Below are 26,025 nucleotides of genomic sequence, written 5' to 3'. Positions count from 1 at the left end.
ACTGACATGACGAGCCCACAGACCGATTGGTTCGATACGCCGGCGGCGCCAGCCGACGAAGACGTCATGTATGTCGATGTCGATGGCTATGAAGGCCCGCTCGATCTGCTGCTCGATCTCGCCCGCCGCCAGAAGGTCGATCTGGCAGCCATTTCCGTCCTGGCCCTGGCCGAGCAATATCTCCAGTTCATCGAAACGGTGCGCGAGAAGCGCATCGAGGTCGCTGCCGATTACCTCGTCATGGCCGCCTGGCTGGCCTATCTCAAAAGCCGCCTCATGGTGCCCCAGGCATCCACGGACGAAGAGCCCTCCGGCGAGATGCTCGCCGCTATGCTGCAATTCCGCCTCAAGCGGCTTGAAGCCATGCGCCGTGCCGCCAGTCAATTGATGAACCGGCCCCGCCTGGGTTTCCAGATTTACGCCCGCGGTGAGCCCGAACCGATTGAAATCAATCGCAAAAGTCTGTGGGAAGCCTCGCTTTACGATCTGCTCAAGGCCTATGCCGGCCAGCGCGAACGGGGCGCTACCACCGAATACACCCCCATTCACCGCACCGTCTGGTCGCTGCAGGACGCGCGAGATATCCTCCAGCGTCTGATCGGTGATAGTTTTGAATGGATCGCCATGGACACCTACCTGGCCGAATACCTGGCGACGCCAACCGAGCGCGCCACCGTTCGGGCCTCCACCTTCGCCTCCAGCCTTGAACTGGTGCGCCTGGGCCAGATCGATCTCCGCCAGACCGAGACTTTCGGGCCGCTTTTCATGCGCCGCCGCAAGGATGACACGCCGTGAGCGAGGTCACCGAGCGCCATTTGCGCATTCTCGAAGCGCTACTTTTTGCGTCCAGGGAGCCTCTGGATGCTAACAGTCTGCTAGCATATCTGGGGGAGGGGGCAGACATTGGCGCCCTCCTGCTAACGCTGCAATCGCGCTATGCCAGCCATGGTGTGAACCTGGTGCGCCGCGCCGACAAATGGGCCTTCCGCACCGCTGAAGACCTCGGTTTCCTGCTCCGCCGCGAAGAGCAGGAAACCCGCCCACTCTCCCGCGCCGCCCTCGAAACCCTCGCCATCATCGCCTACCACCAGCCCGCCACCCGCGCCGAAATCGAAGAAGTCCGCGGCGTCGCCACCGGCAAGGGCACCATCGATCTGCTGCTCGAAGCCGGCTGGATTCGCATGCGCGGCCGCCGCCGCACCCCCGGACGCCCCGTAACCTACGGAACTACCGAAGCTTTTCTCGATCACTTCGGCCTCGAAGCGCTGAGCGATCTCCCCGGTCTCGACGAACTCAAGGGCTCCGGCCTCCTCTCTAATCGGCTGCCGCCCACCCTGCAGATACCGCTCCCCTTCGACGGCGCCCTGCGCGACGACGAAGACCCGCTCGAACCCGGTGACATCGACGACGCCGAAGAAATCGAGGACAATTCATAGTGCCCAACACCGCCGAACTGCGCAGCTGGGGCGCGCGCGGCACCGCCGGCGTCAGCTTCGCCGCCACCCTCGAATTCGCCGCCGTCACCGTTCACCTCGGGGGCAGGGTGGTGCTCGACCAGTTCTCCCTCCGCCTCGAGCCCGGCGAGATCGTCTGCCTGCTCGGCGAATCCGGCTCCGGCAAATCCACGGCTCTCCGCGTTGCCGCCGGCATCCAGCCGGTCCATGCCGGCGCCTTGCTGATCAACGGCCAGACCATGTCCGCCCCAGGCGCCAATGTGTCGCCCGACAAGCGCGGAATTGGCCTGATGTTTCAAGACTTTGCGCTCTTCCCCCATCTCACCGTATTGCAGAATGTGCTGTTCGGCCTGCGCCGTCTCGGCCGCACCGCGGCCTTGTCCCAGGCTCGCGCCGCCCTCCACCGTGTCGGCCTCGGCGCCCGCGAAGCCGATTATCCTCACATGCTTTCCGGCGGCCAGCAGCAGCGTCTTGCCCTCGCCCGCAGCGTCGCACCGCGTCCGGCCGTGCTCCTCCTCGACGAGCCCTTCTCCAGTCTCGATGCACGATTGCGTGAAACCGTGCGCGAAGAAACCCTCGCCGTTTTGCGCGAAACCCATGCCACCAGCCTCATCGTCACCCATGACCCTGAGGAGGCCATGGTCATGGGCGATCGCGTCGCGCTGCTTCGCCATGGCCGCATCGCCCAGATCGGCACTGCCGCCGAAATCTACCGCCATCCCGTCGATCTCAGCGCTGCCCGCTTCTTTTCTCCGCTCAGCGAAATCGACTCCATCGCCGTCAACGGCCACGCCCCCACGCCCCTGGGCGCGGTGCCTACGCCCGGCCTGCCTGACGGCGCCGCCGTCACCATAGCTATCCGGCCCACCGGCGGGGCGGATTTGTCGACCACGGGGCCAGGCACACCAGGCCGGCTCGTCGCCAAGCGCGACGCCATCGGGGTCGATATCTGCGAGGTCAAAGTCGATGGCATTGAAGCGCCGCTGGTTCTTCGCCAGCCGGCGCGAACCGATATTGCTGTGGGCCAAGACGTCTTCGTGAAGCTCAACCGGGAACACGTTCTTGTGTTTGGCCGAGATTAAACCTATTTCTCGCTATATCTATCGCGTGTCACGCGTCTGAAAAGTCTAGGGAGTTCAATATGCACGCGCCAGGAATTTGGGGCATTCTCGTTATCGCCGTCGTTGTCGTGCTGCTGTTCGGCCGCGGCAAGATTTCCGGCATGATGGGTGAAGTCGCCTCCGGTATCAAAGCCTTCCAGAAGGGCATGCGCGATGAAGAGACCAAGCCGGTGGATCGGGTGACCACCAGTGCCGAAGTCGATGCTCGCGAAGTAGACCGCAGCAAGGACGCTTGATCGCGCCTGGCTCGCCACGGCCCTGGGCCGCGCCGTCTCTAAGGAATAGAACGCTATGCTCGGCTTGAGCTGGACAGAGATGCTGGTCATCGGTCTTGCGGCGCTGATTTTCATCGGCCCCAAGGAATTGCCCGCCGTGATGAATCGCGTCGGTAAGGTGATTGGTCAGATCAGGCGCATGGGCAATGAGTTCCAGCGCGAAATCAACAAGACCACCGGCCTCGACGAAGTGCGCAACCTGCGCAATTCGCTCACCAGCCCGCTCAAGAAGACGGCTGACGAGATTCGCCGCGAGTTCAACACCATCACTCCGACCGGCCAGAAGCCGAGCGGCATTATCAAGCCCGCCGATCCCAAGGTCGAAAGCGTGGTGGACGAAATCAAGGCCGCCGCCGGCATGCCAGCAAGCGCCGCCGCTGCCGCCGCACCACTGATGACATCAGCGCCGGCGGCAGCCGCCAAGGCCCCTGCCGCCAAAGCCCCGGCCAAGCCCAAGGCTCCCGTCAAAGCCAAGGCTGCGCCGACCCGTCCGGTCGTCACCACCCAGCTCGCACCGCTGCCCGAAGAGGCCGCCAAGCCTGCCGCTGCGAAAAAGCCCGCCGCGCGCAAAGCTACCGCGACCAAGTCCGCGGAAGCACCCGCCGAGCCCAAGTCCGCTCCGCGCAAGCGCGCCGCCGCCAAACCTGCTGCCGCAAAGCCCATTGCGGCCAAGGCGAAAGCGGCTGCCAAGCCCAAAGCCGCGGCCAAGCCTAAGCCGCCCGCCACCGAAACCGCTGCGAAAGCCGGAAACGAATAAACATGGCCGACGCAAATCCGCAGATCGAAGACAAGAGCAAGCCGGTTGAGGACGAACTGGCCGGTAGCGAAGCGCCATTGCTCGAACACCTGATCGAGCTGCGCAAGCGGCTGATCTATTCGGCGGTCGCGCTGATCATTCTCATGGTGATCTGCTTCATTTTCGCGCGGAACATCTATGACGCGCTGCTCGTCCCCTATCTGCGGGCCGTGCCCAGCGCCGAGCTGATCTATACCGCGCCCCAGGAACTCTTCTTCACCTACCTGAATGTGGCCCTGTTTGGCGCCATTTTCCTTGGTTTCCCGGTCGTTGCCAGCCAGATCTACATGTTCGTGGCGCCCGGCCTCTATAAGCACGAGCGCAAGGCGTTCATTCCCTATCTCGTCGCCACGCCGATCTTCTTCATCGCGGGGGCGTGCCTGGTCTATTTCGCCGTGCTGCCCATGGCGCTGCATTTCTTCGCCAGCATGCAGACCGACGACATCAAGATGCTGACCAGCGTTTCCGAATATCTGGGGCTGGCCATGCTGCTGATCCTGGCTTTCGGCGCCTGTTTCCAGTTGCCCGTGGTGCTGACCTTGCTGGCCCAGATCGATCTTGTGCATGTCGACCTGCTCAAAAAGGGGCGCCGCTACGCCATTGTGGGCATCCTGATCTTTGCCGCGCTCATCACGCCGCCCGATCCGATTTCCCAGATCGGCCTTGCCGTGCCCATGTACCTGCTCTACGAACTCTCGATCCTGTCCGTGCGAATGGTCGAGCGTCGGCGCGCCGCGTCCCTTGCGGCCGAAGCGGCGTCGACGGACGAGCAGTCGTCCTAGCGCATTAGTTTCTGGACCTCGTCCTGCGCGTTGCGACGGAGGAGGTCGTGGCAAGGTTTTGCCATGTCCTGATGGTTTCTTGGGCGCGCCATCAGGCCCCAATCATCCAGCCCGTGCAACCAGAGAGGCGGGCAGCGTCCCGTACCAACCGATGTTTGATATCAAGTGGATCCGTGCCAACGCCGAAGCATTCGATGCCGCCATTTCGCGGCGCAAGGGTGTATCGGTGCGCTCCTCCGATCTGCTTGCCATCGATGACCGCCGCCGCGACATCATCGTGCGTCTCAACGAGGCTCAGGAAAAGCGCAACGCGCTATCCAAGCAGATCGGCCGGGCCAAGGCCCAGAAGGATGAGGCCAAGGCGCAGCAATTGATGGCCGAGGTCGCCGCCCTCAAGGACTTCATCCCCCAGGGCGAGGCCGACGAGCGCGCCATCGAGCAGGAGCTGCGCAACGCCCTGTCGGTCATCCCCAACCTGGCCTTCGAAGATGTGCCCGATGGCGTCGATGAAAACGACAATGTCGAATATTTCGGCCCCAACGGTTCGCCCGCCACTGCCGCCAAGGCCCGCGCGCCCAAGCCCAGCTTCTCGTTTGCCCCCAAGGAGCATTACGAGATCGGCGAAGCCATGGGCCAGATGGATTTCGAAACCGCCGCCAAACTGTCGGGCAGCCGCTTCGTCGTGCTCAAAGGGCAGGTCGCCCGCCTTGAACGTGCCCTCGGCCAGTTCATGCTCGACGTTCACACGACGGAGCACGGCTATACCGAAGTTCAGCCCCCATTGCTGGTGCGCGACGAGGCGCTTTACGGCACCAATCAGCTCCCCAAATTCGAGGAAGACCTGTTCTTCACGCCGCATGGCGACTCGCGCCTGGCGCTGATCCCCACCGCCGAGGTCCCCCTCACCAATCTCGTTCGCGAATCCATCCTTGCCGAAGAAGCATTGCCCATGCGCCTCACCGCGCTCACACCCTGCTTCCGTTCCGAAGCCGGTTCGGCTGGCCGTGACACCCGCGGCATGCTGCGCCAGCATCAGTTCAACAAGGTCGAGATGGTGTCCATCACTACGCCCGAGACTGCGGTGGACGAGCATGAGCGCATGCTGACCTGTGCCGAAACCGTGCTGCAAAAGCTGGGCCTGCACTATCGCGTCATGACCCTGTGCACCGGCGATATGGGCTTTGGTGCCAAGAAGACTTACGACCTCGAAGTCTGGCTCCCCGGCCAGGACACCTATCGCGAAATCTCCTCGGTCTCGGTCTGCGGCGATTTCCAGGCCCGCCGCATGGATGCGCGCTATCGTCCCGCCGGCGAAAAGCAGGCGCCGCGCTTCGTCCATACCCTCAACGGCTCGGGCACGGCGGTCGGTCGCTGCCTCATCGCCGTCATGGAAAACTACCAGCAGGAAGACGGCTCCGTCCTCGTGCCCGAAGTGCTGCGCCCCTATATGGGTGGCCTCACCACGATCGGCGCCCGCTAATGGCCCTGCGCATCCTCCTCACCAATGATGATGGCGTGGATGCGCCGGGCCTTGCCGTGCTGGCCGATATCGCCCGCGCCATCAGTGACGATGTCTGGATCGTCGCGCCCGATGGCAATCAAAGCGGGGCAGGGCACCGCTTTACCCTGGGCCGTGAGCTGCATTACGAGCAGCGCGCCGCCCGCACTTTCACCGTAATCGGCGGCTCTCCCGCCGATTGCGTCGTCACCGGCATGACCCATTTGCTGGACCGTCCCGCCGATCTGGTCCTCTCCGGCGTCAATGCCGGTCAGAATCTGGGCGATGTCATCAATTGCTCGGGCACGGCCGCCGGCGCGCGGGAAGGGGCCTTGCAGGGCGCCATCGCCATCGCCATGAGCCAGGCCAATAATTACGAGCATGGCCGCGCGGTCGATTGGGCCAATGCCACCCGCTACGGCGCCGCTACTGTGCGCGCCATCCTGGCCGCCGTCGAGGGCCGACAAACCTATTACAACGTCAACTTCCCCTGGTGCCCGCCCGAGGAAGTCTCCGGCATCTCGGTCGTCCAGCACCAGCGCTTCTCGCGCTCGCCCTTCCGCTATTACCCCAGCGACAATGCCGGCAAATTCTTCGTCGCCGTCCCCGAAACGCCGCTGCCGCTCGATCCCACCCACGATTTCGAGGTCCTGCGCCAGGACAAGGCCATCACGGTAACGCCGCTATTGCTGCAGCAGACAGACTTGGCCACGACTGAGCGCCTCCAGGGCAAGCTGGCGCTGTAGAGCCACGGAATCATCAGTCGACTCACCCTCTCCCTTGTGGGGGAGGGAAGCGAGATAGGACTTAGCCTCAGCTAAGTCCCCCGCCTCTTAACCTTACCCAATCCAGAATCCACCCCATCCGATTTTGCTCAAATCGCATCGGCTTTAAACTCGTCTTTACCTTACCGGCTTAGTCTCAAACTCGTGTTGAGTACCTGCGTACGAGTGAGCTGATGAGTATCCGCGTATCCCGTCGGGCACCGAAAGGTGCAGTTGCGATGGTTGGCCTGATGGCCGCCGCATTTGCCCTTTCCGGTTGTTCCAGTCTGGGTAGCCGTACGTTCGGCGATCAGACGACGACCGCCTCCGTGCCGCAGAACGCTCCTTCCAGTTATACCCAGCCCATGCCGTCGAGCCTCGGTGCGCCCCAGGTCGCCGAAAATCAGTTCCTGCCGCCCGCCAATGTGGGTGGTGGCTGGAACGGCTCCCCGGTTCAGACGGGCTACGCTCCGCCGCTTGCGCCCATGGCGCCAGTTGCCGCACAGGGCTCCATGCCCACCGTGCAGTCCCAAGACCTTCCTGTATTGAGTTCCTCGTCTCCAATGGGATCCCAGCCAGCCATGCAAGCTCAGCCCGCCTTCGCTGCGGCGGCCCCGATGCCGTCGCCTGCCACTCTTGGCGCTCTGCCCACCAATAGCGCCGTTCCAACCGTCGCGCCCGCCACCACTGGCGGCACGTTCACGCACACCATCGCCAGCGGCGAGTCGCTCTATACCATCGCCCGCCGCTATGACGTGACGACGCAGGCCCTGGTCCAGGCCAATGGCCTGTCTTCGCCCGACAAGATCGTCGTGGGCCAGAAGGTCATTATTCCGGGCCGCGCCGATCTGCTGGCCACCAAGGCGCCCGCGCCAGTCCAGGTCGCTTCGACCGGCCCCGCCGCGACGCCGGCTCCGCAGCCGACCCTGCCTGCCGCAGCGCCCAATACCCTGCAAACGGCAGCGACGCCCACGCTGGCTCCGCCACAAGCCGCCGCGGCTCAGCCTGCGCCGACCCAGGTCGCCAATGTTCCGGCCGCCGAACCTGCCATGTCGGGCAACACCAAGTTCCGCTGGCCCGTCAGCGGTCGCGTCTTGACCGACTTCGCCTCCTCGCGCGGCACGGGCATCAATATCGAAGCGTCCGAGGGCAGCGCCATCAAGGCCGCCGAAAATGGCACCGTCATCTATGTCGGCTCGGGCGTCGAGGGTTACGGCAATCTGATCCTGATCCGCCATCCCAATGGCTATGTCTCGGCCTATGCCCACCTCAAGTCGATGAGCGTGGCCAAGGGTGCGGTTGTCAGCCGCGGCGACACCATCGGCGCCGCCGGCATGACCGGCTCGGTCACCCAGCCGCAGCTCCACTTCGAACTGCGCAAGGGCGCTACCCCGGTTGATCCCATGCCGTTGCTGGCGAGCTGAAATCGGCGCTCCAGTCGTAAAATCCCCGCTTCGGCGGGGATTTTTGTTTGAGGGCAGAATAGCCAGGCCAAGCCGTTCTCGGGAGGAAAGCCATGCGACGTTCTTTGATCATGCTCGGCGGCGCATTTGCCATGTGCAGCGCCGGCTCCGCATGGGCATGCGAGGTGTCCGACCTCTATGGACTGGATAATTTTCCCGTTCCCGTTGTCAGTGCTGACGCAAGCCGGCTGCATTTCCTCGCCCCGGCTTCGAATGACAAGCCGGGCTGTCCGGCAGCGAGCGAGCAATGCACGCTCCCGACCTATCTGGTCGCCGGCGATGAGGTGCTGATAACCGATTTCGCCGAGGGCGAGGATGGTCTGGTCTGCGCGCACTACATTTCCCCGGCGGGGAAGGTCACGAGCGGCTGGCTGGACAATTCGGCCCTGACCTACCGGGGCGACAGCATGGTGCGGTTCGATAGCACCGATGCCTATGGCGACTGGGTGAGCGGCCTGCAGGATGCCTCAATCTCCATCGGTCCCGCCGAAACACCCGATAGTGACTATGTCCTGGTGTCAGGCGATGCCACCCGCGGCCCACCCTCTTACAACACGGGAAGTTTTGCCGGCCCCGCCTATATGACGGACAATAACTGGCTCGCCGGCTATGACAGCGATCAGTATCGGGGCGATGAACCCGCCAGCAGCACGAAAACGCTTTCGGACGGCTGCCGGATTCGATTTCGTTTCGCCGGGCATTACCTGCTGGTCGACGACAATATGATCTGCGGCGGACTTGGTGTGACCTTTTCAGGCGTCTACGCTAAGAAAAACGGTCCCTAGACAGCCTTACCCAATTCCCCCGCCAACGTCCGCACCAGTTGGATCGCGACGCGTCCAGATCGCGCCCCGCGTGTTGCCGCCCATTCGATGGCTCGCGCCCGCAGCGTTTCCTCGTCCAGCCCCAGCTCGTAATGGTCGGCATAGGCCTCGACCATGGTGAGGAATGTCGGCTGGTCGCAATTGTGAAAGCCCAGCCACAGGCCGAACCGGTCCGATAGCGACACCTTTTCTTCTACTGCCTCGCCGGGATTGATCGCTGTCGAACGCTCGTTCTCGATCATGTCACGCGGCATCAAATGGCGGCGATTGGATGTGGCGTAGAACAGCACATTGTCCGGCCGCCCCTCGAGCCCGCCATCGAGGATCGTCTTGAGCGATTTGTAGCTGGTCTCGCCGCTATCAAAGCTCAGATCGTCACAGAACACGATAAAGCGCGCCTCTTCCTTGCCGATCAGCCGCATCAGGGCCGGAAGGGTTTCCAGGTCCTCCCGCGCAATCTCGATCAGCACCAACCGCTCAAATCCATCCCGCGCTACGATATCGCCATGGATCGCCTTGACCAGCGAGCTCTTGCCCATGCCCCGCGCGCCCCACAGCAGCGCATTGTTGGCGCCATGGCCGCGGGCGAACTGCTCGGTATTCTTGAGCAGGATATCCTGCACCCGATCGATTCCCTTGAGCATGCCCAATGGCACTCGGCTGACCTTTGGCACAGCCATCAAGATTCCGGCATCGCCATCCCAATGATAGGCATCAGCGCTGCCAAGCGTTGGGGCAGGGGTGGCCGCAGGCGGAGCAAGCGCCTCCAGCGAACGGGCTATCTGCGCCAAGGATGCAGCAATTTCAGTGAGTTGGTCTTTGGTCTTCAAGTCTTTTTCCTTGTCGTCGGCGCGGCAATTGGCGTCGCCCCGAATGCCTTTGCAATCGCAGGGGTGCAAATGTATAGTCCGCCCGATTTTGACCGGGGCGCAAGTGCAGTCAGGCCCATATGCGTCCACTGCATCGTAGAACGATGCCGGTTTCTGGCGCCGACCCCTCCACAGCCAAGAAGAAAAGATAAGGAGCACGCTTCATGTTTGTAACGCCCGCTTATGCACAGGCAGCCGGGGCCCCCGCCGGTGGCGGTATGACCGATATTTTTATCCAGCTTATGCCGATCCTGCTGCTGGTGGTGATTTTCTGGCTGCTGATCTTCCGTCCGCAGCAGAAGCGTCTCAAGGCTCAGCAGGCCATGCTGTCGGCCATCCGCCGCGGCGACACGGTCGTCACCACTGGCGGCATTGTTGGCAAGGTCACCAAGGCCGTCGATGGCGAAGACCTCGAAGTCGAGATCGCCACAGGCGTCAAGGTTAAGCTGGTGCGCGGCATGATTTCCGATGTGCGCTCCAAGGCCGAACCGGTCAACGACAACAAGCCTGCGTAAGCAGCTTATTCTGTGCCGGAGCCCAAGGGCTCCGGCTTTTCTGCCTCTAGGACTGCACAGATGCAATTTTCGCCGATCCGAACCGCTGTCATAGCCATCGTTGCTTTGCTGGGCGTGCTTTTCGCCGTTCCCAGCTTCCTTCCCCAGGATGTGCGCGATGCCTGGCCGAGCTTCCTGCCCAAGCAGACGGTGGTTCTGGGTCTCGATCTGCAGGGCGGCTCGCACCTGCTGCTGCAGGTCAGTGAAGAAGGCATCGTGTCCGAGCGCTTGCAAAGCGTGCGCCGCGACGCCCGCAATATCCTGGCGGGCCAGAACGGCATCGGCAATCTGATCACCACCGATCCGGCAACCAATTCCATCGCCATCGAGTTGACCGATCCGACCCAGAAGGATCAGGCCAGGACGCTTATCGAAAGCCTGCAGAACACCGTTTCCAACGGTATGTTCGCGGTCGGCGGCGTCAATGAATTCGCCTATGGCGAAACGCCCGATGGCAAGCTGACCATCACCCTCACCCCCGAGGGCATCAGCCAGCGCACCTCCGCCCTGGTCGCGCAATCCATCGAAGTCATCCGCAACCGTATCGACGAGCTTGGCACCACCGAGCCGTCCATCCAGCGCCAGGGGACCAATCGCATTCTGGTGCAGGTGCCCGGCTTCGGCGATTCCACCCGCCTCAAGGACATTATCTCCCGCACTGCGCGCCTGACCTTCCACATGGTCTATCCCGGCATGTCGGCCGCAACGGCGGAGGCCCAGGGCCTCCCGGCCGGGACCATGATCCTGCCCAGCCAGGATGGCGGCAGCGAGCTGCTTTATGAAGACGTGGCGCTTGGCGGCGAATCCCTCGTCGATGCCCAGCCCAGCTATGACCAGCAGCGCGCCATGCCCGTGGTCAGCTTCCGCTTCGATACGCGTGGCGCGGTCACCTTCGGCCAGATCACTTCGGCCAATGTCGGCCAGCGCTTCGCCATCGTGCTCGACAATACCGTCATTACCGCGCCGGTCATCCAGCAGCCCATCACCCAGGGCACCGGCCAGATCAGCGGCAATTTCACCACGCAATCGGCCAATGACCTTGCCGTGCTGCTGCGCGCCGGCGCACTGCCGGCCAGCCTTGATATCGTCGAGGAGCGCACCGTCGACGCCAGCCTTGGCGCGGATTCCATCCGCTCGGGCCTCACCGCCGGCGTGGTCGCCAGCGTGCTGGTCATCGCCTTCATGGTCATCGCCTATGGCGTCTGGGGCGTCTTCGCCAATATCTCGCTGATCCTCAACATCGTCCTGATCTTCGGCGCCCTCTCCATGCTCGGCGCCACCCTGACACTGCCCGGCATCGCCGGCATCGTGCTCACCATCGGCATGGCCGTGGACGCCAACGTGCTGATCTACGAACGCATGCGTGAAGAACAGCGCGCCGGCAAATCGCCGCTGCAATCGATCAATGCAGGCTTCGAGCGCGCTTGGGGCACTATCGTCGACTCCCACCTGACCCAGCTCATCACCGCCATCGTGCTCTATTTCCTGGGTTCCGGCCCGGTGCAGGGCTTCGCCGTGACCCTGGCGCTCGGCATCCTCACCTCGCTCTTCACCTCCTATACCGTCACCAATTATCTGGTCGGCCTCTGGTATCGCGCCGTGCGCCCCAAGGTCCTCAAGATCCAGCATTTCCGCTTCATCCCGGACGGCACCAAGATCCCGTTCATGAAGATATCGCGTTATGTGATCGTCTTCTCGATCGTGATGTCCGTGCTCTCGATCGGCTCGGCCTTCGTCAAGGGCTTCAACCTCGGCATTGACTTCGTCGGCGGTACCGCCATCGAAGTGCAGCATGTCGGCGGCCCAGCCGATGTCGGCGTGGTGCGCGGCCTGCTGGACGGGCTCGAACTGGGCGAAGTGCAGGTGCAGGGCTTCGGCACCCCCGAAGACGTGCTGGTCCGCGTTCAGGCGCAGGAGGGTGGGCAGGATGCCGATCAGGCCGCCGTCGCCAAGGTGCGCGATGCGCTTGCCACCGAGAATTACGAAATCCGCCGCACCGAGGCCGTCAGCGGCACCGTGTCGGGCGAACTGGCCTGGGCTGGCACTATCGCCGTCCTGGTCGCGCTCGGCGCCATCCTGATCTACATCTGGTTCCGCTTCGAATGGCAGTTCGCGCTGTCCGCGGTCACCACCACGACCCATGACGTGATCATGACTATAGGTCTGTTCTCGATAACCGGGCTCGAGTTCAACCTCACCTCGATCGCGGCCGTGCTGACTCTTGTGGGTCTGTCATTGAACGAAACCGTCGTTATTTCCGACCGAATACGTGAGAATCTGCGCAAGCATCGCAAGATGCCATTGCCTGAATTGATCGACCTGTCGATCAACCAGACCATTGTGCGCACCTCGCTTACCCAGTTCACTGTGTTCCTAGCCTTGGTACCGCTGGTGCTGTTCGGTGGCGAAGTCATCCGCAGCTTCACCATCGCCATGACCTTCGGCTCGCTGGTGGGCATGTATTCCTCGATCATCGTCAGCGGCCCGATCCTGATCAATTTCGGCCTCAAATCGCGCGCCGAAAACGACGAGACCGACAAAAAGGGCAAGCCCGCCGACGGCGCGGCTGTCTAAAGAGCGGAACTAAGACGGCGACCCATCAGCCATCGTCTCCCTCCCCCTTGTGGGGAGGGATCAAGGGTGAAGGTGCTCTCAACACGCTCGAACGTTTAGTCGAAAGCCAGGACTGCAGGAGACAGCGTTGAACGAAACGGGACACTATCCCGAACAGGTCGGCCTCGACGCCTATGGCAATGGCGGCTTCCGTTTCGCCGGCCTCTCCCATCGCGGTTCGCTGCTCTGCCTGCCTACCGGCATGCACGCCTGGGATGTGACCTCGCTCGCCGAATTGACCCTCGAAAGCCTCGCGCCGGTCCTCGCCGTGGCCGACGACATCGACGTGCTGTTTATCGGCCTTGGCCACGACATCGCCGCGCTCGATCCCACGATCCGCCAGGCCTTCCGTGAGCGCAATGTCATCGTCGAGGCCATCGGCACCGGCGGCGCCGTTCGCACCTATAATGTTCTGTTCGGCGAACAACGCGCCGTCGCCGCGGCCCTTATCGCCGTCGATCGGGCCCGCTGATGGCCGTCGAAAGCTTCGCCCATGCCGCGGCAGATCTCCGCGCCAATGATCGCGACCGCTACCTCGCCACGCTCGTATTGAGCGGGGCAGGGCGCGACGCCATCACCGCGCTCTACGCCTTCAATGCCGACGTCGCCTCGGTGCGCGACCGCGTCAGCAACCCGGCTCCCGGCGAAATCCGCCTGCAATGGTGGGCCGACGCTGTCGGCGGGCAGGGCCATGGCGATGTCAGGCAAAACCCCGTGGCCGATGCACTGCTCGGCACCATGGAGCGCTACCGCATTCCCGCCGGTACCCTGCAGCGCCTGATCGCGGCCCGCCGTTTCGATCTCTATGACGATCCCATGCCCGATCTAGAAAGTTTCGAGGGCTATGCGGGGGAGACGGCCTCGACCCTCTACCAGCTCGCCGCCATGGTCCTCAATGAAGGCGAACCCGTTGAAACCGGCGACGCTGCCGGCCATCTGGGCGTCGCCCACGCCATGGTCGGCCATCTGCGCGCCTTCGGTTACACCGCCTCCCAAGGCCGCATCATGCTCCCCTGGTCCATCTTCGCCGCCAACGGCGTCACGGAACGCGAAATCTTCTCCGGCCAGGAGAGCGAAGGCGTGATCGAGGCTTTGGGCCAGATTACCGAACTGGCGACGGGCCATCTCGCCAAGGCCGATGCTGCCATTAGCGCGCTGCCCGGCAGGCTAAAGCCCGCCTTTGCGGCGATTGCAGTGCTCAAGGCGCAACTGGCGCTGCTTGATACGCCACGCAATGCCTTCGCATCGGCGCCCGACGAGGCCGACTGGCGCAAGATCACGCGTCTTGTATGGTGGTCGTTGCGCAATCGGTAGAGGGGCAGGGCGCTTACGCCCAGCCCTTCAGATCTTCAAGTGCCCGCGAAGTGATCGCCTTGCGCTTGGCAATGGTCTTGTCATTGCCTCGCCAGCGGCCCACGCCTTCGGGCTTGGTGATCGTCACCTCGGGAAACAACCCGAAATTGACATTCATCGGCTGGAAGCTGCGCGCCCCGCTATAGCCTTCCGCCTCGATATGCCCGCCGGTGATATGCGCCACCAGCGCGCCAAGCGCCGTCGTCAGCGGCGGCGTTGCCAGGCTCTCGCCGCGGCTTTCCGCCGCGGCCAGCCGCCCGGTGATCAGCCCCACCGCCGCGCTTTCAACATAGCCCTCGACGCCCGTAACCTGCCCGGCAAAGCGAATGCGCGGATCGGCCTTGAGCTTGAGGTCCGGCCCCAGCACCTTGGGCGAATTAAGGAATGTATTGCGATGCAACCCGCCCAGCCGGGCAAATTGCGCATTCTCCAGGCCCGGGATCATGCGGAAGATTTCCGCCTGAATGCCGTAGCGCATCTTGGTCTGGAAGCCGACCATGTTCCACAGCGTGCCCAGCGCATTGTCCTGCCGCAGCTGCACAATGGCATAGCTCTTGACCAGTGGATCGCGCGGATTGGTCAGCCCCACCGGCTTCATCGGGCCGTGCCGCAGCGTTTCGACGCCGCGTTCCGCCATGACTTCGATCGGCAGGCAGCCGTCGAAATAGGGTACCTTTTCCCAATCCTTGAACTCATGCAGCGGCGCGGCGATTAGTGCCTCGACAAAGGCATAGTATTGATCCCGGTTCATCGGGCAGTTGAGATAATCCGCGCCTGTTCCGCCGGGCCCCGCCTTGTCATAGCGCGACTGCGCCCAGGCAATGTCCATATTGATGCTGTCGCGATGCACAATCGGCGCAATGGCGTCGAAAAACGCCAAAGAATCCTCGCCCGTCTTGGCAAGGATGGCATCGGCCAGCGCCGGGGAGGTGAGGGGGCCGGTGGCAATGATGACATTCTTCCAGTCCTCTGGCGGCCAGCCGGCAATCTCTTCGCGCACCACTGTGATATTGGCGTGGTTGTGGATGGCGCGGGTGACTTCGTCGGAAAAGCCGTGCCGGTCCACAGCCAGCGCGCCGCCCGCCGGCAGCTTGTGCAGGTCGGCGGCTCGCATGATCAGCGAGCCGCGGCGCCGCATTTCTTCGTGCAGCAGACCAACGGCATTCTGTTCGTGGTCGTCGGAGCGGAAGCTATTGGAGCAGACCAGCTCGGCAAAGCTGTCGGTGCTATGCGCGTCGGTGCTGCGCACGCCGCGCATTTCGTGGACGATAACCGTGGCGCCCGCTTCGGCCGCCTGCCACGCAGCTTCAGACCCGGCGAGCCCGCCGCCGATGATATGAATAGGTTCGTTTTGCATGGCCGTCAGGTAGCAAGCAGCAAGGCCGAGCGCAACAACTGTAGCTGGGAGATTATCATGCCGCTCAAGGGGCGGGGATAAGTTGGGTAAGCTGCCGGTCCAATTTCATCGGGTGAATTGCCGGCCAAAAAGCAAAACACCCGCGTCTCAGAGAGAGGCGGGTGTTCGATTTGCGTAGTCTGAAAATTCAGTGCAGCAAATCTTAGAGCGAGCTGGCATGGTCACGAGCAATCCGATTGATGTCGGTGCGCGAAATACCAAGGTCATTCAGCTGACGATTGTCGAGAGCGGCAAGCTCACGGACGGTCTGCTGGTAGGCGGCCCACTTCTTGAAGGTTTTACGGATGTCCATTTGGTAGTCTCCTTTCGTTTACGAGGCTATATTTAGGGCAGCGCCTGCCGAATGAGCAGTGGGAGATTGGTCAAACGAGCTATGCATTCTGCGCGGGGCATTAACCGGGCTCGTTCATTTCCGGTTAAGCGATGCGGCAGGCGGAAGGCCGCCGGGTGGCGAACCGGCGGCCGCCTCTGCCACCAGCGGCATGGCTGGGATCAGCGGTCGAACAGGCCCTTGGTCATCTTGGAGAAGTCGGGGCCGGAGATCCCCAGCAGGTCGGCGTCTCGCGTGGATGGCACGTCCGTCTCACGCAAAGTCTGCTTCAAATCCACCAGGCGCTTGAGGCGCCATACAGCACGCACGAACATCGGTCAGGTCCTCCATGAAGATCTGCGACGCTTAGGAAGATGATCCTGTTCGCTAGGAAGCGCCATGGCTCAAACTACAAATGCATCATGCAGCGAGCGCATGGCCGAATCCGCGCTTTGTCATAATGGTGTTAGACTTAGGTATGATGTGGCGGGATTGGCCGGCTGTTGGCACGTGGCGGAGATCGGCTAACAGACTGTTAGCATCCAGCGCGGCGTTTTGTGGCACGGGGGTGTTGAGGCTCTCAACCATCCGCGGGCTTATCAGTGGAGCACCGGTTGCTGCACAATCGCAATCGCCCTCGGGTCGAGCCCGAGGGCGATTGTGGTGGGGAGTCGTCGGCGCACCACCGATACACGCGCAAACGCCCCAACCACCTCGCGCTCAAGCCTACTCCGCTGCCTGGCTGGCCCGCATGGGGCGGCGGGCCATGACTTCCTTGAGGAAGGTGCCGGTGTGGGAATGCGGATTGGCCGCGATGTCCTCGGGCGTGCCGACGCCGACGATCTCTCCGCCGCCATCGCCGCCCTCTGGGCCCAGATCGATGATCCAGTCCGCCGTCTTGATGACTTCGAGATTATGCTCGATGACGATCACCGTATTGCCGCCCTCGACCAGCTCATGCAGCACTTCGAGCAGCTTGGCCACGTCGTGGAAATGCAGGCCCGTGGTCGGCTCGTCCAGCATGTAGAGCGTGCGGCCGGTGGCGCGCTTGGACAGCTCCTTGGAAAGCTTGACGCGCTGCGCCTCGCCACCCGAAAGGGTGGTGGCCGGCTGGCCGACCTTGACATAGCCCAGCCCCACCCGCTGCAGGGTGGCAAACTTGTCGCGGATGACCGGCACGGCCGAGAAGAAATCGACGGCCTCGTCAATGGTCATGTCCAGGATGTCGGAAATCGACTTGCCCTTGAACTGCACCTCGAGCGTTTCGCGATTGTAGCGCTTGCCCTTGCAGACATCGCAGGTGACGTAGACATCCGGCAGGAAGTGCATCTCGATCTTGAGCACGCCGTCGCCTTCGCACTTCTCGCAACGGCCGCCCTTGATATTGAAGCTGAACCGGCCCGGGCCATAGCCGCGTGCCTTGGCCTCGGGCAGGCCGGCAAACCATTCGCGCAGCGGCGTGAAGGCGCCGGTATAGGTGGCCGGGTTGGAGCGCGGCGTGCGGCCGATCGGGCTCTGGTCGATATCGATGACCTTGTCGAGGAATTCGAGGCCGGTGAGGCTTTCATGCGGGGCAGGGACCACGCGGGCGCCATTCAGCCGCCGGGCAATGGCCTGGTACATGGTATCGATCATCAACGTCGACTTGCCGCCGCCCGATACGCCGGTAATGGCGACGAACATGCCTAGCGGCACATCCACCGAGACATTCTTGAGATTGTTGCCCGTCGCGCCTTTGACGCTGAGCGCCTTACCCTTCTTGGCCACGCGCCGTTCCGCCGGCAGCGGAATGCCCATGCGGCCCGACAGATATTTGCCCGTCAAGGAATCGGGGTGATTGAGAATGTCCTGCGGCGTGCCCTCGGCCACGATATGGCCGCCATGCACGCCCGCACCCGGCCCGATATCGAGCACGTAATCGGCGGAGAGGATGGCATCCTCATCGTGTTCGACAACGATCACCGTATTGCCCAGATCGCGCAGCCGCCGCAGCGTATCGAGCAACCGCGCATTGTCGCGTTGATGGAGGCCAATGGAGGGCTCGTCCAGCACATAGAGCACGCCTGTCAGCCCCGAGCCGATCTGGCTGGCAAGGCGAATGCGCTGGCTTTCCCCGCCCGACAGGGTGCCCGAATTGCGCGACATGGAGAGATATTCCAGCCCCACATCGTTCAAAAAGTTCAGCCGCTCGGTGATCTCCTTGAGGATGCGTTCGCCGATCTGCTTCTGGGTCGGGGTGAAGCGCTCGGGCAGGGCGGTAAACCACTTCGAGACATTGCGGATCGACTGCTCGGTAACCTGGCCGATATGCAGGCCATCGATCTTGACGGCCAGCGCCTCGGGCTTGAGCCGGTAGCCATTGCAGGCCACGCACGGCTTGGCCGACATGTATTTCTCGATTTCCTCGCGCATGCCGGCGCTTTCGGTTTCCTTGTACCGGCGCTCGAGATTGCCGATCACCCCTTCAAAAGGCTTGGTCGTCTTGTATTGGCGCAGGCCATCGTCATAGACGAAATTGATCGGTGTCTTGTCGGTGCCAAAGAGCACGGCATGCTGCACCTCGAAGGGCAGGTCGGACCAGGCTGTGCCAGTCGAGGCGCCGAAATGCTTCACCACAGCCGAGAGGGTCTGCAGATAATAAGGTGCGCTGGTCTTGGACCAGGGCAGGATGGCGCCGTCGCGCAGCGAGAGCGAGGTATCCGGCACGATCTGGTCCGGATCGATCTTCTGTTCGGTTCCAAGCCCGTCGCAGACGGGGCAGGCCCCGAAGGGATTGTTGAACGAGAACAGCCGCGGCTCGATTTCGGTAATGGTGAAGCCGCTCACCGGGCAGGCGAATTTCTCCGAGAACGTAGTCTGGCGCGGCGTGCCATCCTCGTTCTTCTCATCGGCATATTCGATCAGCGCAATGCCATCGGCCAGTTTCAGCGCCGTCTCGAAACTCTCGGCCAGCCGGCCGGCAATATCGGGCCCCACCACCACACGGTCGACCACCACTTCGATATCGTGCTTGAACTTCTTGTCGAGGGCTGGCGCATCCTCGATCTCGTGATATTCGCCATCGATCTTGACGCGCTGGAAGCCCTTGCGCATCAGATCGGCCAGTTCCTTCTTGTATTCGCCCTTGCGGCCGCGCGCGATGGGCGCCAGCAGATAGAGCCGCGTGCCCTCGGGCAGCTCCAGCGTGCGATCCACCATCTGGCTGACGGTCTGGCTTTCGATGGGCAGGCCCGTGGCCGGGGAATAGGGAATGCCCACGCGCGCATAGAGCAGACGCAGGTAATCATAGATCTCGGTGACGGTGCCAACGGTAGAGCGCGGGTTACGCGATGTGGTCTTCTGCTCGATGGAAATGGCGGGGGAGAGGCCCTCGATATGCTCCACGTCGGGCTTCTGCATCATTTCGAGGAATTGCCGCGCATAGGCGCTGAGCGACTCCACATAGCGCCGCTGCCCCTCGGCATAGATGGTGTCGAAGGCCAGCGACGACTTGCCCGAGCCGGAAAGCCCCGTCATCACGATCAGGCTGTCGCGCGGCAGCCGGACATCGATGCCCTTGAGATTGTGCTCGCGGGCGCCGCGCACGACGATCTCTCGGTTCTGGCTGGGCTTTTGCATCATTGTCGAAGTCCATGGCTGGCTGCGCCGTGTCAGGCACAGGCGGCATATAAAGTACGGGTCATATTGGCTGGCAAGTGCAGAGATAGGAGCCAACCGTCTTGGCCGCAAGCGGCCATCTTACCGGGCCTTGCGCCCCGGCGTCACCTTATCGTGTCAGGGCAGGGTTGCGCAAAACGCCTTTCACTGTCGCATATGGAACATAAAAGGAACAAACTGGATTCGGTCAAGCCCCGACATGACCGAATATCCCATGCCAGGCGGCGAAGGCGGCTGCCAGGATGAACAGCACGCCCGCGCCACGGCCGATCCATTGCGTAACCTGCGGGTTGCCGATCAGGGCGTCGCGTGCCCTTGCGGCGGCGAGCCCAAGCCCGCCATAGATCAGCAATTGCATCGAGATGGTCATGATGCCCAGGACCAATGCCTGCTGCCAAACCGGGCCGAATTCCGGTCGGATGAATTGCGGAAACACGGCTATGACGAACATATAGGCCTTGGGATTGAGCAGATTGGTGATGGTGCCTTGCCGGAACGCCACCCAGCCCGACCGGCTCTGGGCCTTGCCGATATGGTCGACCGTGATCGAACTGCGCACCAGCGTATAGCCGATCCAGGCCATATAGGCCGCGCCGACCAGGATCATGGTGCGGAAAACCTCGACCGGCAATTGCGTCAGCACGCCCACGGCCAGCGCCCCGAAGAGAGTATGCACCACCGCGCCCAGCATGATCCCCGCCGTGGCGGCGAGCCCGGCGCGCCGTCCACCCGTCAGCGCATTGGCCAGCACGAAAAACATGTCCATGCCGGGCACGATGATGATGCCGAACAACAGCACGAGATAAAGCCAGAGAGCCTGAGCATAATCCAATCATGATCTCGCAACGGATGGGTGGAGTGCCGCTGGCTTGGCCGAGCCCTGCTGACAAACTGTGTCAGCAGCGGGCTTGACCTGCGTTAAGAATTGGAACATATAGAGAACAATTGTGCAAGGGCCCGTCACTTCTGTTCAAAACGCCAAGTTTGGCGCGCGGGACGGGGCAGGGCGGAGTAAGGTCCGGCGACCAAGGGGCCGCTGGCCCCGGCAATGCAATATGTGAGCGTCCCGGCGGCCGGAAAGGCCCGGGACTGAATTGAAAGGATTTTGCTATGGCAGGCAGCGTCAACAAGGTGATCCTCGTCGGCAATCTGGGTGCCGATCCCGAAGTGCGCAATCTGCCCAGCGGCGGCAAGGTGGTGAACCTGTCCATCGCCACTTCGGAGCGCTGGAAGGATCGCAATAGCGGCGAACAGCGCGAAAAGACCGAGTGGCACCGCGTGGTGATCTTCTCGGAAGGCCTGACCCGCGTGGCCGAAAGCTATCTGCGCAAGGGTTCCAAGGTCTATATCGAGGGCCAGTTGCAGACCCGCAAATGGCAGGACCAGTCCGGCCAGGATAAATATTCCACCGAAATCGTGTTGCAGGGCTTCAATTCCAACCTGACGCTGCTCGATGGCCGTGGCGACGGCGACAATGCCGGCGGCGGCGATGGCGGTTTCCGCAGCGCCGACAATGGCGGCGGCTTCCGCGGTGCGCGCCCGGCCGGTGGTGGCGGCGGCCAGCGCCCATCCTCCAACGCCCCGGCCTTCGAGCCCGGCGGCATGGATGATGATATCCCGTTTTGAGGCGGGGACCAGACGTTGAAAGGAGGCCGCCGGCCTCCTTTTTTGTGCGGGTCGTGGCGTTATATCCTGGGATACCCCCTCCTAGCCTCCCCCTGATAGGGGGAGGGATCTCTCCACTCTTGGGCAAGATCGCGTCCTAAACCACCAGACGGTCCCTCCCCCTATCAGGGGGAGGTTAGGAGGGGGTACCGCGAGCCTCAGAAGCTAATTCACCGTGTGCTGCGGCCCCGCATGGAATGTCCGGCTGGTGTTCCGTCCGGCGGCCTTGGCCGCATAAAGCGCGGTATCCGCGCGCTTGAAGAGATCGGGAGCCGGGCTGCCGTCGGGGTAGGCCACGCCCACCGAGGCACCCAGGGTCAGCATCTGTCCCAGCCGCATGAACGGCTTGCCGATTTCCGCCACGATGCGTTCGGCCACGGCCTCGATTTGCCCCGGCGTCGTCTCATGCCCCAACAGAACCGCGAATTCATCGCCCCCGATCCGGGCGACCAGCTCGGCGGCCGGGCAGGCATCGCGCAGGCGGGCGGCAGCCTCCTTGAGGCATTCGTCGCCAAGCGCATGGCCATAGGTGTCGTTGATCTGCTTGAAATTATCGAGATCGGCCAGCAGCAAGGCGCCGATCGGCCTGGTGTCGAGCTCGGCCAGCCGCGCCTGGAACTGGCTGCGATTGGCCAGCCCCGTCATCACGTCGAATTCGGCCAGATAGCGCGTGCGGTCGGCCAGCAGCTTTTCCTCGGTAATGTCCTGCTTCATGCCGAAAATGCGGGTGGCGACGCCATTGCGCGTCTCGACCGTACCGGTCAGCCGCATCCAGCGGCGGCGGCCTTTGACGGTGGTGATCTCGGCATCGAGGCTGAAATCGCTGCATTCAGCGATGGCCTTGGCGCGGGCCCGCTCCATGGCCTCGCGCGATGCGTCCGAATAGCAGCGCAGGGTTTCCTCGCGCGTCACCACCGAGCCCACCGGGAATTCGAACAGGTCATAGACCCCGTTGCTCCAGGTCAGGCTATTGTCGCTGAGGTCGCATTCCCAGACCCCGATCCGGGCCGTCTTGGAGGCGCGCTCGAACAGCTCGAGCTGCCGCCGGCGCGTGGCCAGCAGGTCGGCAATGGCTTGCTCGCGCTCGGCAAGCTCGGATTCGAGCCGGACGATCATGGCCTGGCTGCGCTGCTCGCTATCCCCGCCAAACACCTCCTGCGCCAGAATGCCCAGCTGGCCCGCCATGGCTGCGCTCCGCGGCCTGGCATCGAACAGGCTGAGCAAAAGCGGCTCGCCCTCGCCAAACGTCACCGGAATACCTGCATAAAAGCGGACGGCGCCGCGGCCGGTATCGGCAATGACAAGCGGCCCGGTGCCTTGCGCGGCATGGGCATGCAATTCGGCCAGGTCTTTGGCGATCTGGCCGCTGACGCCGGCCTGCCACAGGATCTGCATGGCCTGGCTGCCGGCAAAAGCCAGCGCCGCGCCATCCACGCCAAGCAATTGCCGGACCCGGTCGAGCCGCGCATCAAGCGCCGCAGGCCTTGCCTCGCCCGAAGGCGGGTGGCCCAGAAAGGCGGCGGATGACTGCATGGGGCGCACTGGCGCTCGTCCTAGGAGTTCGATTGTCCGAACGCTAGCGCAGCACAGTTAAGACTTCATGATTTCAAGGAGTTGCCGACTACTTGTTGAACGGCACCTGGGCGCGGATATATTCGCCGGTCGCAATATACATGACCTCGAAATTGACATCGATGGCGCCGCCATTGAGCGCGATCTGCGCCGTGATGCCGATTTCCTTGCCCTCTTCGTCCTGGTCGCGCTCGCGCAGATTGAAGATCAGCCCGCCGCCGCGCTTCTGCCCAACCGCAAGGCCGGTAAAGGCGACATTGGAGGTCATGGCCGCTTCATAGCGCTTGCTGGCCTCGATATAGGCGATCGTGCCATTCATCGAGAGCTGGCTGCCCGCCACGGTGCAGCGGCCGGTGTAATTGACCTTGTCCTGATTGCCCGGCTTGAGCGAGAGCCGGCAGACCACGGTCTCCGAATTCGCCCCGGTCACGGTGCCGCGCCCGCGCCATTCCCCGATATAGGATTTGAGCAATTCCACATCGGCCGGTGCGGCGGCAGCCGGTAGGGCGCCGAAAACCGCCGAAAAGAGCAGGCCCGTCAGTGCTGCGGCACGCGACAAAGGTCCGAGAAAAGTCATTGCACCAGGGCTCCACGGCGAACGCGCCGAATCATCGTCCTATTCTTGTAATGGGGCGGCAAATTTTCGCGCAAGCGGGCTCCCTATGTCGTGCTGGGATTAGAACGGATAATTTCAGTCGCCGCCTCGCCGGTGGGATCGTCCGGCGTCGGATCGTGATCGGCCATGCGCACGCGGATACGGCCCAGGGGCTGAAAGAACCTGCCGCCCGCCGCTAGCAGCGCCGGGAGGATGAAGAGGTCCCCGATCAGGGCAAAGCCCAGCGTCGAGACGAAGAGCGTGCCGAACAGAGCCACCTGCGGCATGTCGGAAAAGACCACGATGACCATGCCCGAACAGAGGATAATGGTGGTGCCGACAATGGCGCCGCCAATCCGCTCGAGCGTGTGCTTGATCGCCTCCATATGCGTGCGGCCTTCCTCACGCCGGCCATGCAGATAGTGGGAGAGGAAATGCACCGTATCGTCCACCGCAATGCCGAAGGCGATGGTGAGGGCGATGACCGTGGTGAGCTGCAGTCCCGCTCCGCTGAAATAAAGCCAGGCCTCGGTGCCCAGCACGGGAAAGAGATTGGGAATGGCCGAAGCCAGCGCCACCCGGAAGGACTGGAAGGCAAAGCCGATCAGCGCCAGATTGACCAGCACGCTCAGCGTCAGGTCGAGCTGCAGCCCGCGCACGATCTGGTCGGTGGCATAGGTGGTGAGAATGCGGAAGCCGCCGATCTCGGCATTTTCCACCCCGGCCGCCGCCAGTTCCCGATCGACATCCTCCACCAATTGCTTGAGGGCATCGGAATCCACGATGGTCGGCATGAAGCCGGTGATGAGCGCCTGCGAGCCATCGTCGGTGACGAAGCGGTGGCGCATGAACGGGCCGACCGATTCCAGCACCTCGGCGCGGCTGAAACCGCTCTCGATGTAATTGCTGGCGCTGGCCGCCGAGATGACCTTGTTCTGCCCCAGATGCCGCTCGAGAATCTGGTGGGCGGCCTTGATCGTCTCGAAATCGGCGTCCCCGACATCGGGATCGTTCTGCTTGAGCGGCACCCTTATATAGATCGGCGCCACCCCGCCCACGCCGCTATCGATTTCAGCCGCCGTCGCCAGGGCGCTGGAATCGCGGGCCACGAAATCCTCGAAGGAAAAATGCGGCTGGATCAGGCCATAGGGAATGAACAGCAATAGGGTGACAGCTATGGCCAGAATGGATAGCGGCCGCCCGAACCGGCTGGCCAGGAACCAGCTCAGCGGCAGTGGCGCGGTCAGCACCAGGCTCGGCCGCCCCGGCGCCTTGAAGCCGATGCGCAAGGCCGCCTTCAGCATCAGCGGCATGAAGGTCATGAGGCAGACAAACAGCAGGGCCGAGCCGATGGCCCCGGCAATCGAGAATTCGCGAATGCCCTGGCCGGGTGTCAGCGCCAGCGAGGCAAAGCTCACCAGCGTCGTCAGCATGGTCAGCGCCGTGGCGGGGCCGACCAGCTTGACCGTGGCATCGACCGCCTTGTTGGGCTCCATCCCGGCACGCCAATAGGCCAGCCAGTTGAAGACGAAGAACATGGACTCGGCAAAGGAGATCACCAATACCAGCGTCGTGACGATGATGGTGAGGAAGGAGAACGATCCGAAAAGCAGGATCACCATGCCCATGGTCCACATGACGGCCACGAAGGGTGTAGCAGCCACCATCAGCGCACCGGGCACCGAGCGCAGCGCCAAGAGCGCAATCAACGTGCCCAGTCCAAAGCCCCAAAGCGTGAACTTGATCTGGTCTGATACCGCCGCATTGACCATTTCGGTGGTCCAGATGGGCGGGCCGGTCAGCTCCACATCGATGTCGCTATCGGCATAATAGGCGATGGTGTCGCGCACCGAGGCGATCATTGCCTTCGTGCCATGCTCGCGCACCATGTCCTGATTGGGGAACATGATCAGCACCACGCCAGTGAGGTCCGGCGTGATGAGATTGCGCATCATCGGATCGTTCTGCTGCAACTGGCTCAGCGCCAGGGCGACCTGGGCGAAATCGGTCATCCCCTCGGGCACGGCCGGCACGGATGTTCCGCCGCCATCGGGCTTGCGCAGGGTGAAGGGCGACATGGTGCCGACGGCGAATTCGTTAAGCTCGAGATCGAAGGCCAGCTCACGCACCTGCTCCAGCGTTTCGGGCTGGGTCAGCGTGGGCGAACTGACCAGCAGGTAAAGGTCGTTCTCGAAGGTGCCGAACGTGTCGGAGAGGTGCTCATAGGCATCGTAATAATGCCCGGAATGGGCATAGATGCGCAGCAGGTCGCCATCGACCCAGGCGCGGGGAATCTGGGTGGCGCAGACTATGCTGAAGGCCAGCACGGCCAGCGCAATGGCGCGCGGATAGCGCAAGGCGGCCAGCCCGATATGCTCAAGACCGAAACCGATCGAGCGGTCGTACACCAACCGCGCCCAGAGACGCCTGAACCACGAACCAG

The 26,025-nt window shown here is 62.9% G+C and carries 24 protein-coding genes; 15 read left to right on the top strand and 9 right to left on the bottom strand.

Annotated features, from left to right (window positions below):
- The first annotated feature begins 6 nt into the window (after positions 1 to 6).
- The 10 genes from QQL79_RS08780 to QQL79_RS08735 all read left to right on the top strand — a co-directional run bounded on the left by QQL79_RS08780 (position 7) and on the right by QQL79_RS08735 (position 8,938).
- Complete coding sequence (locus tag QQL79_RS08780; protein WP_284389919.1) at positions 7 to 795, top strand: segregation and condensation protein A; 789 nt, start codon at positions 7 to 9, stop codon at positions 793 to 795.
- The gene (gene scpB, locus QQL79_RS08775; protein WP_284389918.1) at positions 792 to 1,436 is read left to right on the top strand and encodes an SMC-Scp complex subunit ScpB; all 645 of its coding nucleotides are present in this window, start codon (positions 792 to 794) and stop codon (positions 1,434 to 1,436) included. Before QQL79_RS08780 ends, scpB begins: the two co-directional genes overlap by 4 nt.
- Positions 1,436 to 2,536, top strand: a complete 1,101-nt coding sequence (locus QQL79_RS08770; RefSeq protein ID WP_284389916.1) for an ABC transporter ATP-binding protein — start codon at positions 1,436 to 1,438, stop codon at positions 2,534 to 2,536. The genes scpB and QQL79_RS08770 overlap by 1 nt, the downstream gene beginning before the upstream one ends.
- Before the next feature lie 59 nt (positions 2,537 to 2,595).
- Positions 2,596 to 2,811, top strand: a complete 216-nt coding sequence (gene tatA / locus QQL79_RS08765) for a twin-arginine translocase TatA/TatE family subunit (protein ID WP_284389914.1) — start codon at positions 2,596 to 2,598, stop codon at positions 2,809 to 2,811.
- Between the two features lie 55 nt (positions 2,812 to 2,866).
- Positions 2,867 to 3,607, top strand: coding sequence for a Sec-independent protein translocase subunit TatA/TatB (locus tag QQL79_RS08760; protein ID WP_284389912.1), 741 nt, complete (start codon positions 2,867 to 2,869; stop codon positions 3,605 to 3,607).
- Positions 3,608 to 3,609: 2 nt separating this feature from the next.
- Entirely contained in the window at positions 3,610 to 4,428 is an 819-nt protein-coding gene (gene tatC, locus QQL79_RS08755; RefSeq protein ID WP_284389910.1) for a twin-arginine translocase subunit TatC, read from the top strand.
- A 151-nt stretch (positions 4,429 to 4,579) separates the two neighbouring features.
- The gene (gene serS / locus QQL79_RS08750; RefSeq protein WP_284389908.1) at positions 4,580 to 5,908 is read left to right on the top strand and encodes a serine--tRNA ligase; all 1,329 of its coding nucleotides are present in this window, start codon (positions 4,580 to 4,582) and stop codon (positions 5,906 to 5,908) included.
- A complete protein-coding gene (gene surE / locus QQL79_RS08745; RefSeq protein ID WP_284389906.1) occupies positions 5,908 to 6,672 on the top strand; it encodes a 5'/3'-nucleotidase SurE in 765 nt (254 codons plus the stop codon). The genes serS and surE overlap by 1 nt, the downstream gene beginning before the upstream one ends.
- Positions 6,673 to 6,941: 269 nt before the next feature.
- Positions 6,942 to 8,114, top strand: coding sequence for a M23 family metallopeptidase (locus QQL79_RS08740; RefSeq protein ID WP_284389905.1), 1,173 nt, complete (start codon positions 6,942 to 6,944; stop codon positions 8,112 to 8,114).
- Between the two features lie 92 nt (positions 8,115 to 8,206).
- Positions 8,207 to 8,938, top strand: coding sequence for a hypothetical protein (locus tag QQL79_RS08735; protein WP_284389903.1), 732 nt, complete (start codon positions 8,207 to 8,209; stop codon positions 8,936 to 8,938).
- Here QQL79_RS08735 and QQL79_RS08730 read toward each other — a convergent pair.
- A complete protein-coding gene (locus QQL79_RS08730) occupies positions 8,935 to 9,807 on the bottom strand; it encodes an ATP-binding protein (protein WP_284389901.1) in 873 nt (290 codons plus the stop codon). The genes QQL79_RS08735 and QQL79_RS08730 overlap by 4 nt on opposite strands.
- Before the next feature lie 203 nt (positions 9,808 to 10,010).
- On the opposite strand from QQL79_RS08730, the gene yajC reads away from it, so the two are divergent.
- The 4 genes from yajC (at position 10,011) to QQL79_RS08710 (ending at position 14,327) form a co-directional block, all read left to right on the top strand.
- Positions 10,011 to 10,361: a preprotein translocase subunit YajC gene (yajC, locus tag QQL79_RS08725; RefSeq protein WP_284389900.1), complete on the top strand. Its 351-nt coding sequence runs from the start codon at positions 10,011 to 10,013 to the stop codon at positions 10,359 to 10,361.
- 60 nt (positions 10,362 to 10,421) lie between these two features.
- On the top strand, positions 10,422 to 12,974 hold the full coding sequence (secD, locus tag QQL79_RS08720) for a protein translocase subunit SecD (protein ID WP_284389898.1): 2,553 nt from the start codon (positions 10,422 to 10,424) through the stop codon (positions 12,972 to 12,974).
- Between the two features lie 127 nt (positions 12,975 to 13,101).
- Positions 13,102 to 13,485 (top strand): Mth938-like domain-containing protein, encoded by a 384-nt coding sequence (locus QQL79_RS08715; RefSeq protein ID WP_284389896.1) that lies wholly within the window; start codon positions 13,102 to 13,104, stop codon positions 13,483 to 13,485.
- The gene (locus tag QQL79_RS08710; protein WP_284389893.1) at positions 13,485 to 14,327 is read left to right on the top strand and encodes a phytoene/squalene synthase family protein; all 843 of its coding nucleotides are present in this window, start codon (positions 13,485 to 13,487) and stop codon (positions 14,325 to 14,327) included. The genes QQL79_RS08715 and QQL79_RS08710 overlap by 1 nt, the downstream gene beginning before the upstream one ends.
- A gap of 13 nt (positions 14,328 to 14,340) precedes the next feature.
- Here QQL79_RS08710 and trmFO read toward each other — a convergent pair whose 3' ends face one another.
- The 5 genes from trmFO to QQL79_RS08685 form a co-directional block, all read right to left on the bottom strand.
- A complete protein-coding gene (gene trmFO / locus QQL79_RS08705) occupies positions 14,341 to 15,723 on the bottom strand; it encodes a methylenetetrahydrofolate--tRNA-(uracil(54)-C(5))-methyltransferase (FADH(2)-oxidizing) TrmFO (protein WP_284389891.1) in 1,383 nt (460 codons plus the stop codon).
- A gap of 202 nt (positions 15,724 to 15,925) precedes the next feature.
- Entirely contained in the window at positions 15,926 to 16,075 is a 150-nt protein-coding gene (locus QQL79_RS08700; RefSeq protein WP_081917282.1) for a DUF1127 domain-containing protein, read from the bottom strand.
- Positions 16,076 to 16,275: 200 nt separating this feature from the next.
- Positions 16,276 to 16,428: a hypothetical protein gene (locus tag QQL79_RS08695; RefSeq protein WP_284389884.1), complete on the bottom strand. Its 153-nt coding sequence runs from the start codon at positions 16,426 to 16,428 to the stop codon at positions 16,276 to 16,278.
- 391 nt (positions 16,429 to 16,819) lie between these two features.
- Entirely contained in the window at positions 16,820 to 19,714 is a 2,895-nt protein-coding gene (gene uvrA / locus QQL79_RS08690; RefSeq protein ID WP_284389883.1) for an excinuclease ABC subunit UvrA, read from the bottom strand.
- A 223-nt stretch (positions 19,715 to 19,937) separates the two neighbouring features.
- Positions 19,938 to 20,582 carry a LysE family translocator gene (locus tag QQL79_RS08685; protein WP_284389882.1) on the bottom strand — a complete coding sequence of 215 codons (645 nt, stop codon included), beginning with the start codon at positions 20,580 to 20,582 and terminating at the stop codon, positions 19,938 to 19,940.
- A gap of 278 nt (positions 20,583 to 20,860) precedes the next feature.
- On the opposite strand from QQL79_RS08685, the gene ssb reads away from it, so the two are divergent.
- Positions 20,861 to 21,376: a single-stranded DNA-binding protein gene (gene ssb, locus QQL79_RS08680; RefSeq protein WP_284389881.1), complete on the top strand. Its 516-nt coding sequence runs from the start codon at positions 20,861 to 20,863 to the stop codon at positions 21,374 to 21,376.
- Between the two features lie 204 nt (positions 21,377 to 21,580).
- Here the strand turns inward: ssb and QQL79_RS08675 are convergent, their stop codons facing one another.
- The 3 genes from QQL79_RS08675 to QQL79_RS08665 all read right to left on the bottom strand — a co-directional run bounded on the left by QQL79_RS08675 (position 21,581) and on the right by QQL79_RS08665 (position 25,990).
- Entirely contained in the window at positions 21,581 to 22,948 is a 1,368-nt protein-coding gene (locus QQL79_RS08675) for a sensor domain-containing diguanylate cyclase (protein ID WP_284389878.1), read from the bottom strand.
- Positions 22,949 to 23,036: 88 nt separating this feature from the next.
- Positions 23,037 to 23,564, bottom strand: a complete 528-nt coding sequence (locus QQL79_RS08670) for a hypothetical protein (RefSeq protein ID WP_284389876.1) — start codon at positions 23,562 to 23,564, stop codon at positions 23,037 to 23,039.
- Between the two features lie 83 nt (positions 23,565 to 23,647).
- Positions 23,648 to 25,990, bottom strand: coding sequence for an efflux RND transporter permease subunit (locus QQL79_RS08665; RefSeq protein ID WP_284389875.1), 2,343 nt, complete (start codon positions 25,988 to 25,990; stop codon positions 23,648 to 23,650).
- Positions 25,991 to 26,025: the final 35 nt, after the last annotated feature.

It is taken from the genome of Devosia yakushimensis (assembly GCF_030159855.1).
GTDB classification, from domain to species: Bacteria; Pseudomonadota; Alphaproteobacteria; order Rhizobiales; family Devosiaceae; genus Devosia; species Devosia yakushimensis.
This window is presented reverse-complemented; position numbering and strand designations above follow the sequence as displayed.

Coding starts and splice junctions, on each gene's coding strand:
- QQL79_RS08780 (WP_284389919.1), top strand. CDS start 7: ATGACGAGCCCACAGACCGATTGGTTCGATACGCCGGCGGCGCCAGCC.
- tatA (WP_284389914.1), top strand. CDS start 2,596: ATGCACGCGCCAGGAATTTGGGGCATTCTCGTTATCGCCGTCGTTGTC.
- QQL79_RS08760 (WP_284389912.1), top strand. CDS start 2,867: ATGCTCGGCTTGAGCTGGACAGAGATGCTGGTCATCGGTCTTGCGGCG.
- tatC (WP_284389910.1), top strand. CDS start 3,610: ATGGCCGACGCAAATCCGCAGATCGAAGACAAGAGCAAGCCGGTTGAG.
- serS (WP_284389908.1), top strand. CDS start 4,580: ATGTTTGATATCAAGTGGATCCGTGCCAACGCCGAAGCATTCGATGCC.
- surE (WP_284389906.1), top strand. CDS start 5,908: ATGGCCCTGCGCATCCTCCTCACCAATGATGATGGCGTGGATGCGCCG.
- QQL79_RS08740 (WP_284389905.1), top strand. CDS start 6,942: ATGGCCGCCGCATTTGCCCTTTCCGGTTGTTCCAGTCTGGGTAGCCGT.
- QQL79_RS08735 (WP_284389903.1), top strand. CDS start 8,207: ATGCGACGTTCTTTGATCATGCTCGGCGGCGCATTTGCCATGTGCAGC.
- yajC (WP_284389900.1), top strand. CDS start 10,011: ATGTTTGTAACGCCCGCTTATGCACAGGCAGCCGGGGCCCCCGCCGGT.
- secD (WP_284389898.1), top strand. CDS start 10,422: ATGCAATTTTCGCCGATCCGAACCGCTGTCATAGCCATCGTTGCTTTG.
- QQL79_RS08710 (WP_284389893.1), top strand. CDS start 13,485: ATGGCCGTCGAAAGCTTCGCCCATGCCGCGGCAGATCTCCGCGCCAAT.
- trmFO (WP_284389891.1), bottom strand. CDS start 15,723: ATGCAAAACGAACCTATTCATATCATCGGCGGCGGGCTCGCCGGGTCT.
- QQL79_RS08700 (WP_081917282.1), bottom strand. CDS start 16,075: ATGGACATCCGTAAAACCTTCAAGAAGTGGGCCGCCTACCAGCAGACC.
- QQL79_RS08695 (WP_284389884.1), bottom strand. CDS start 16,428: ATGTTCGTGCGTGCTGTATGGCGCCTCAAGCGCCTGGTGGATTTGAAG.
- uvrA (WP_284389883.1), bottom strand. CDS start 19,714: ATGATGCAAAAGCCCAGCCAGAACCGAGAGATCGTCGTGCGCGGCGCC.
- ssb (WP_284389881.1), top strand. CDS start 20,861: ATGGCAGGCAGCGTCAACAAGGTGATCCTCGTCGGCAATCTGGGTGCC.
- QQL79_RS08675 (WP_284389878.1), bottom strand. CDS start 22,948: ATGCAGTCATCCGCCGCCTTTCTGGGCCACCCGCCTTCGGGCGAGGCA.
- QQL79_RS08670 (WP_284389876.1), bottom strand. CDS start 23,564: ATGACTTTTCTCGGACCTTTGTCGCGTGCCGCAGCACTGACGGGCCTG.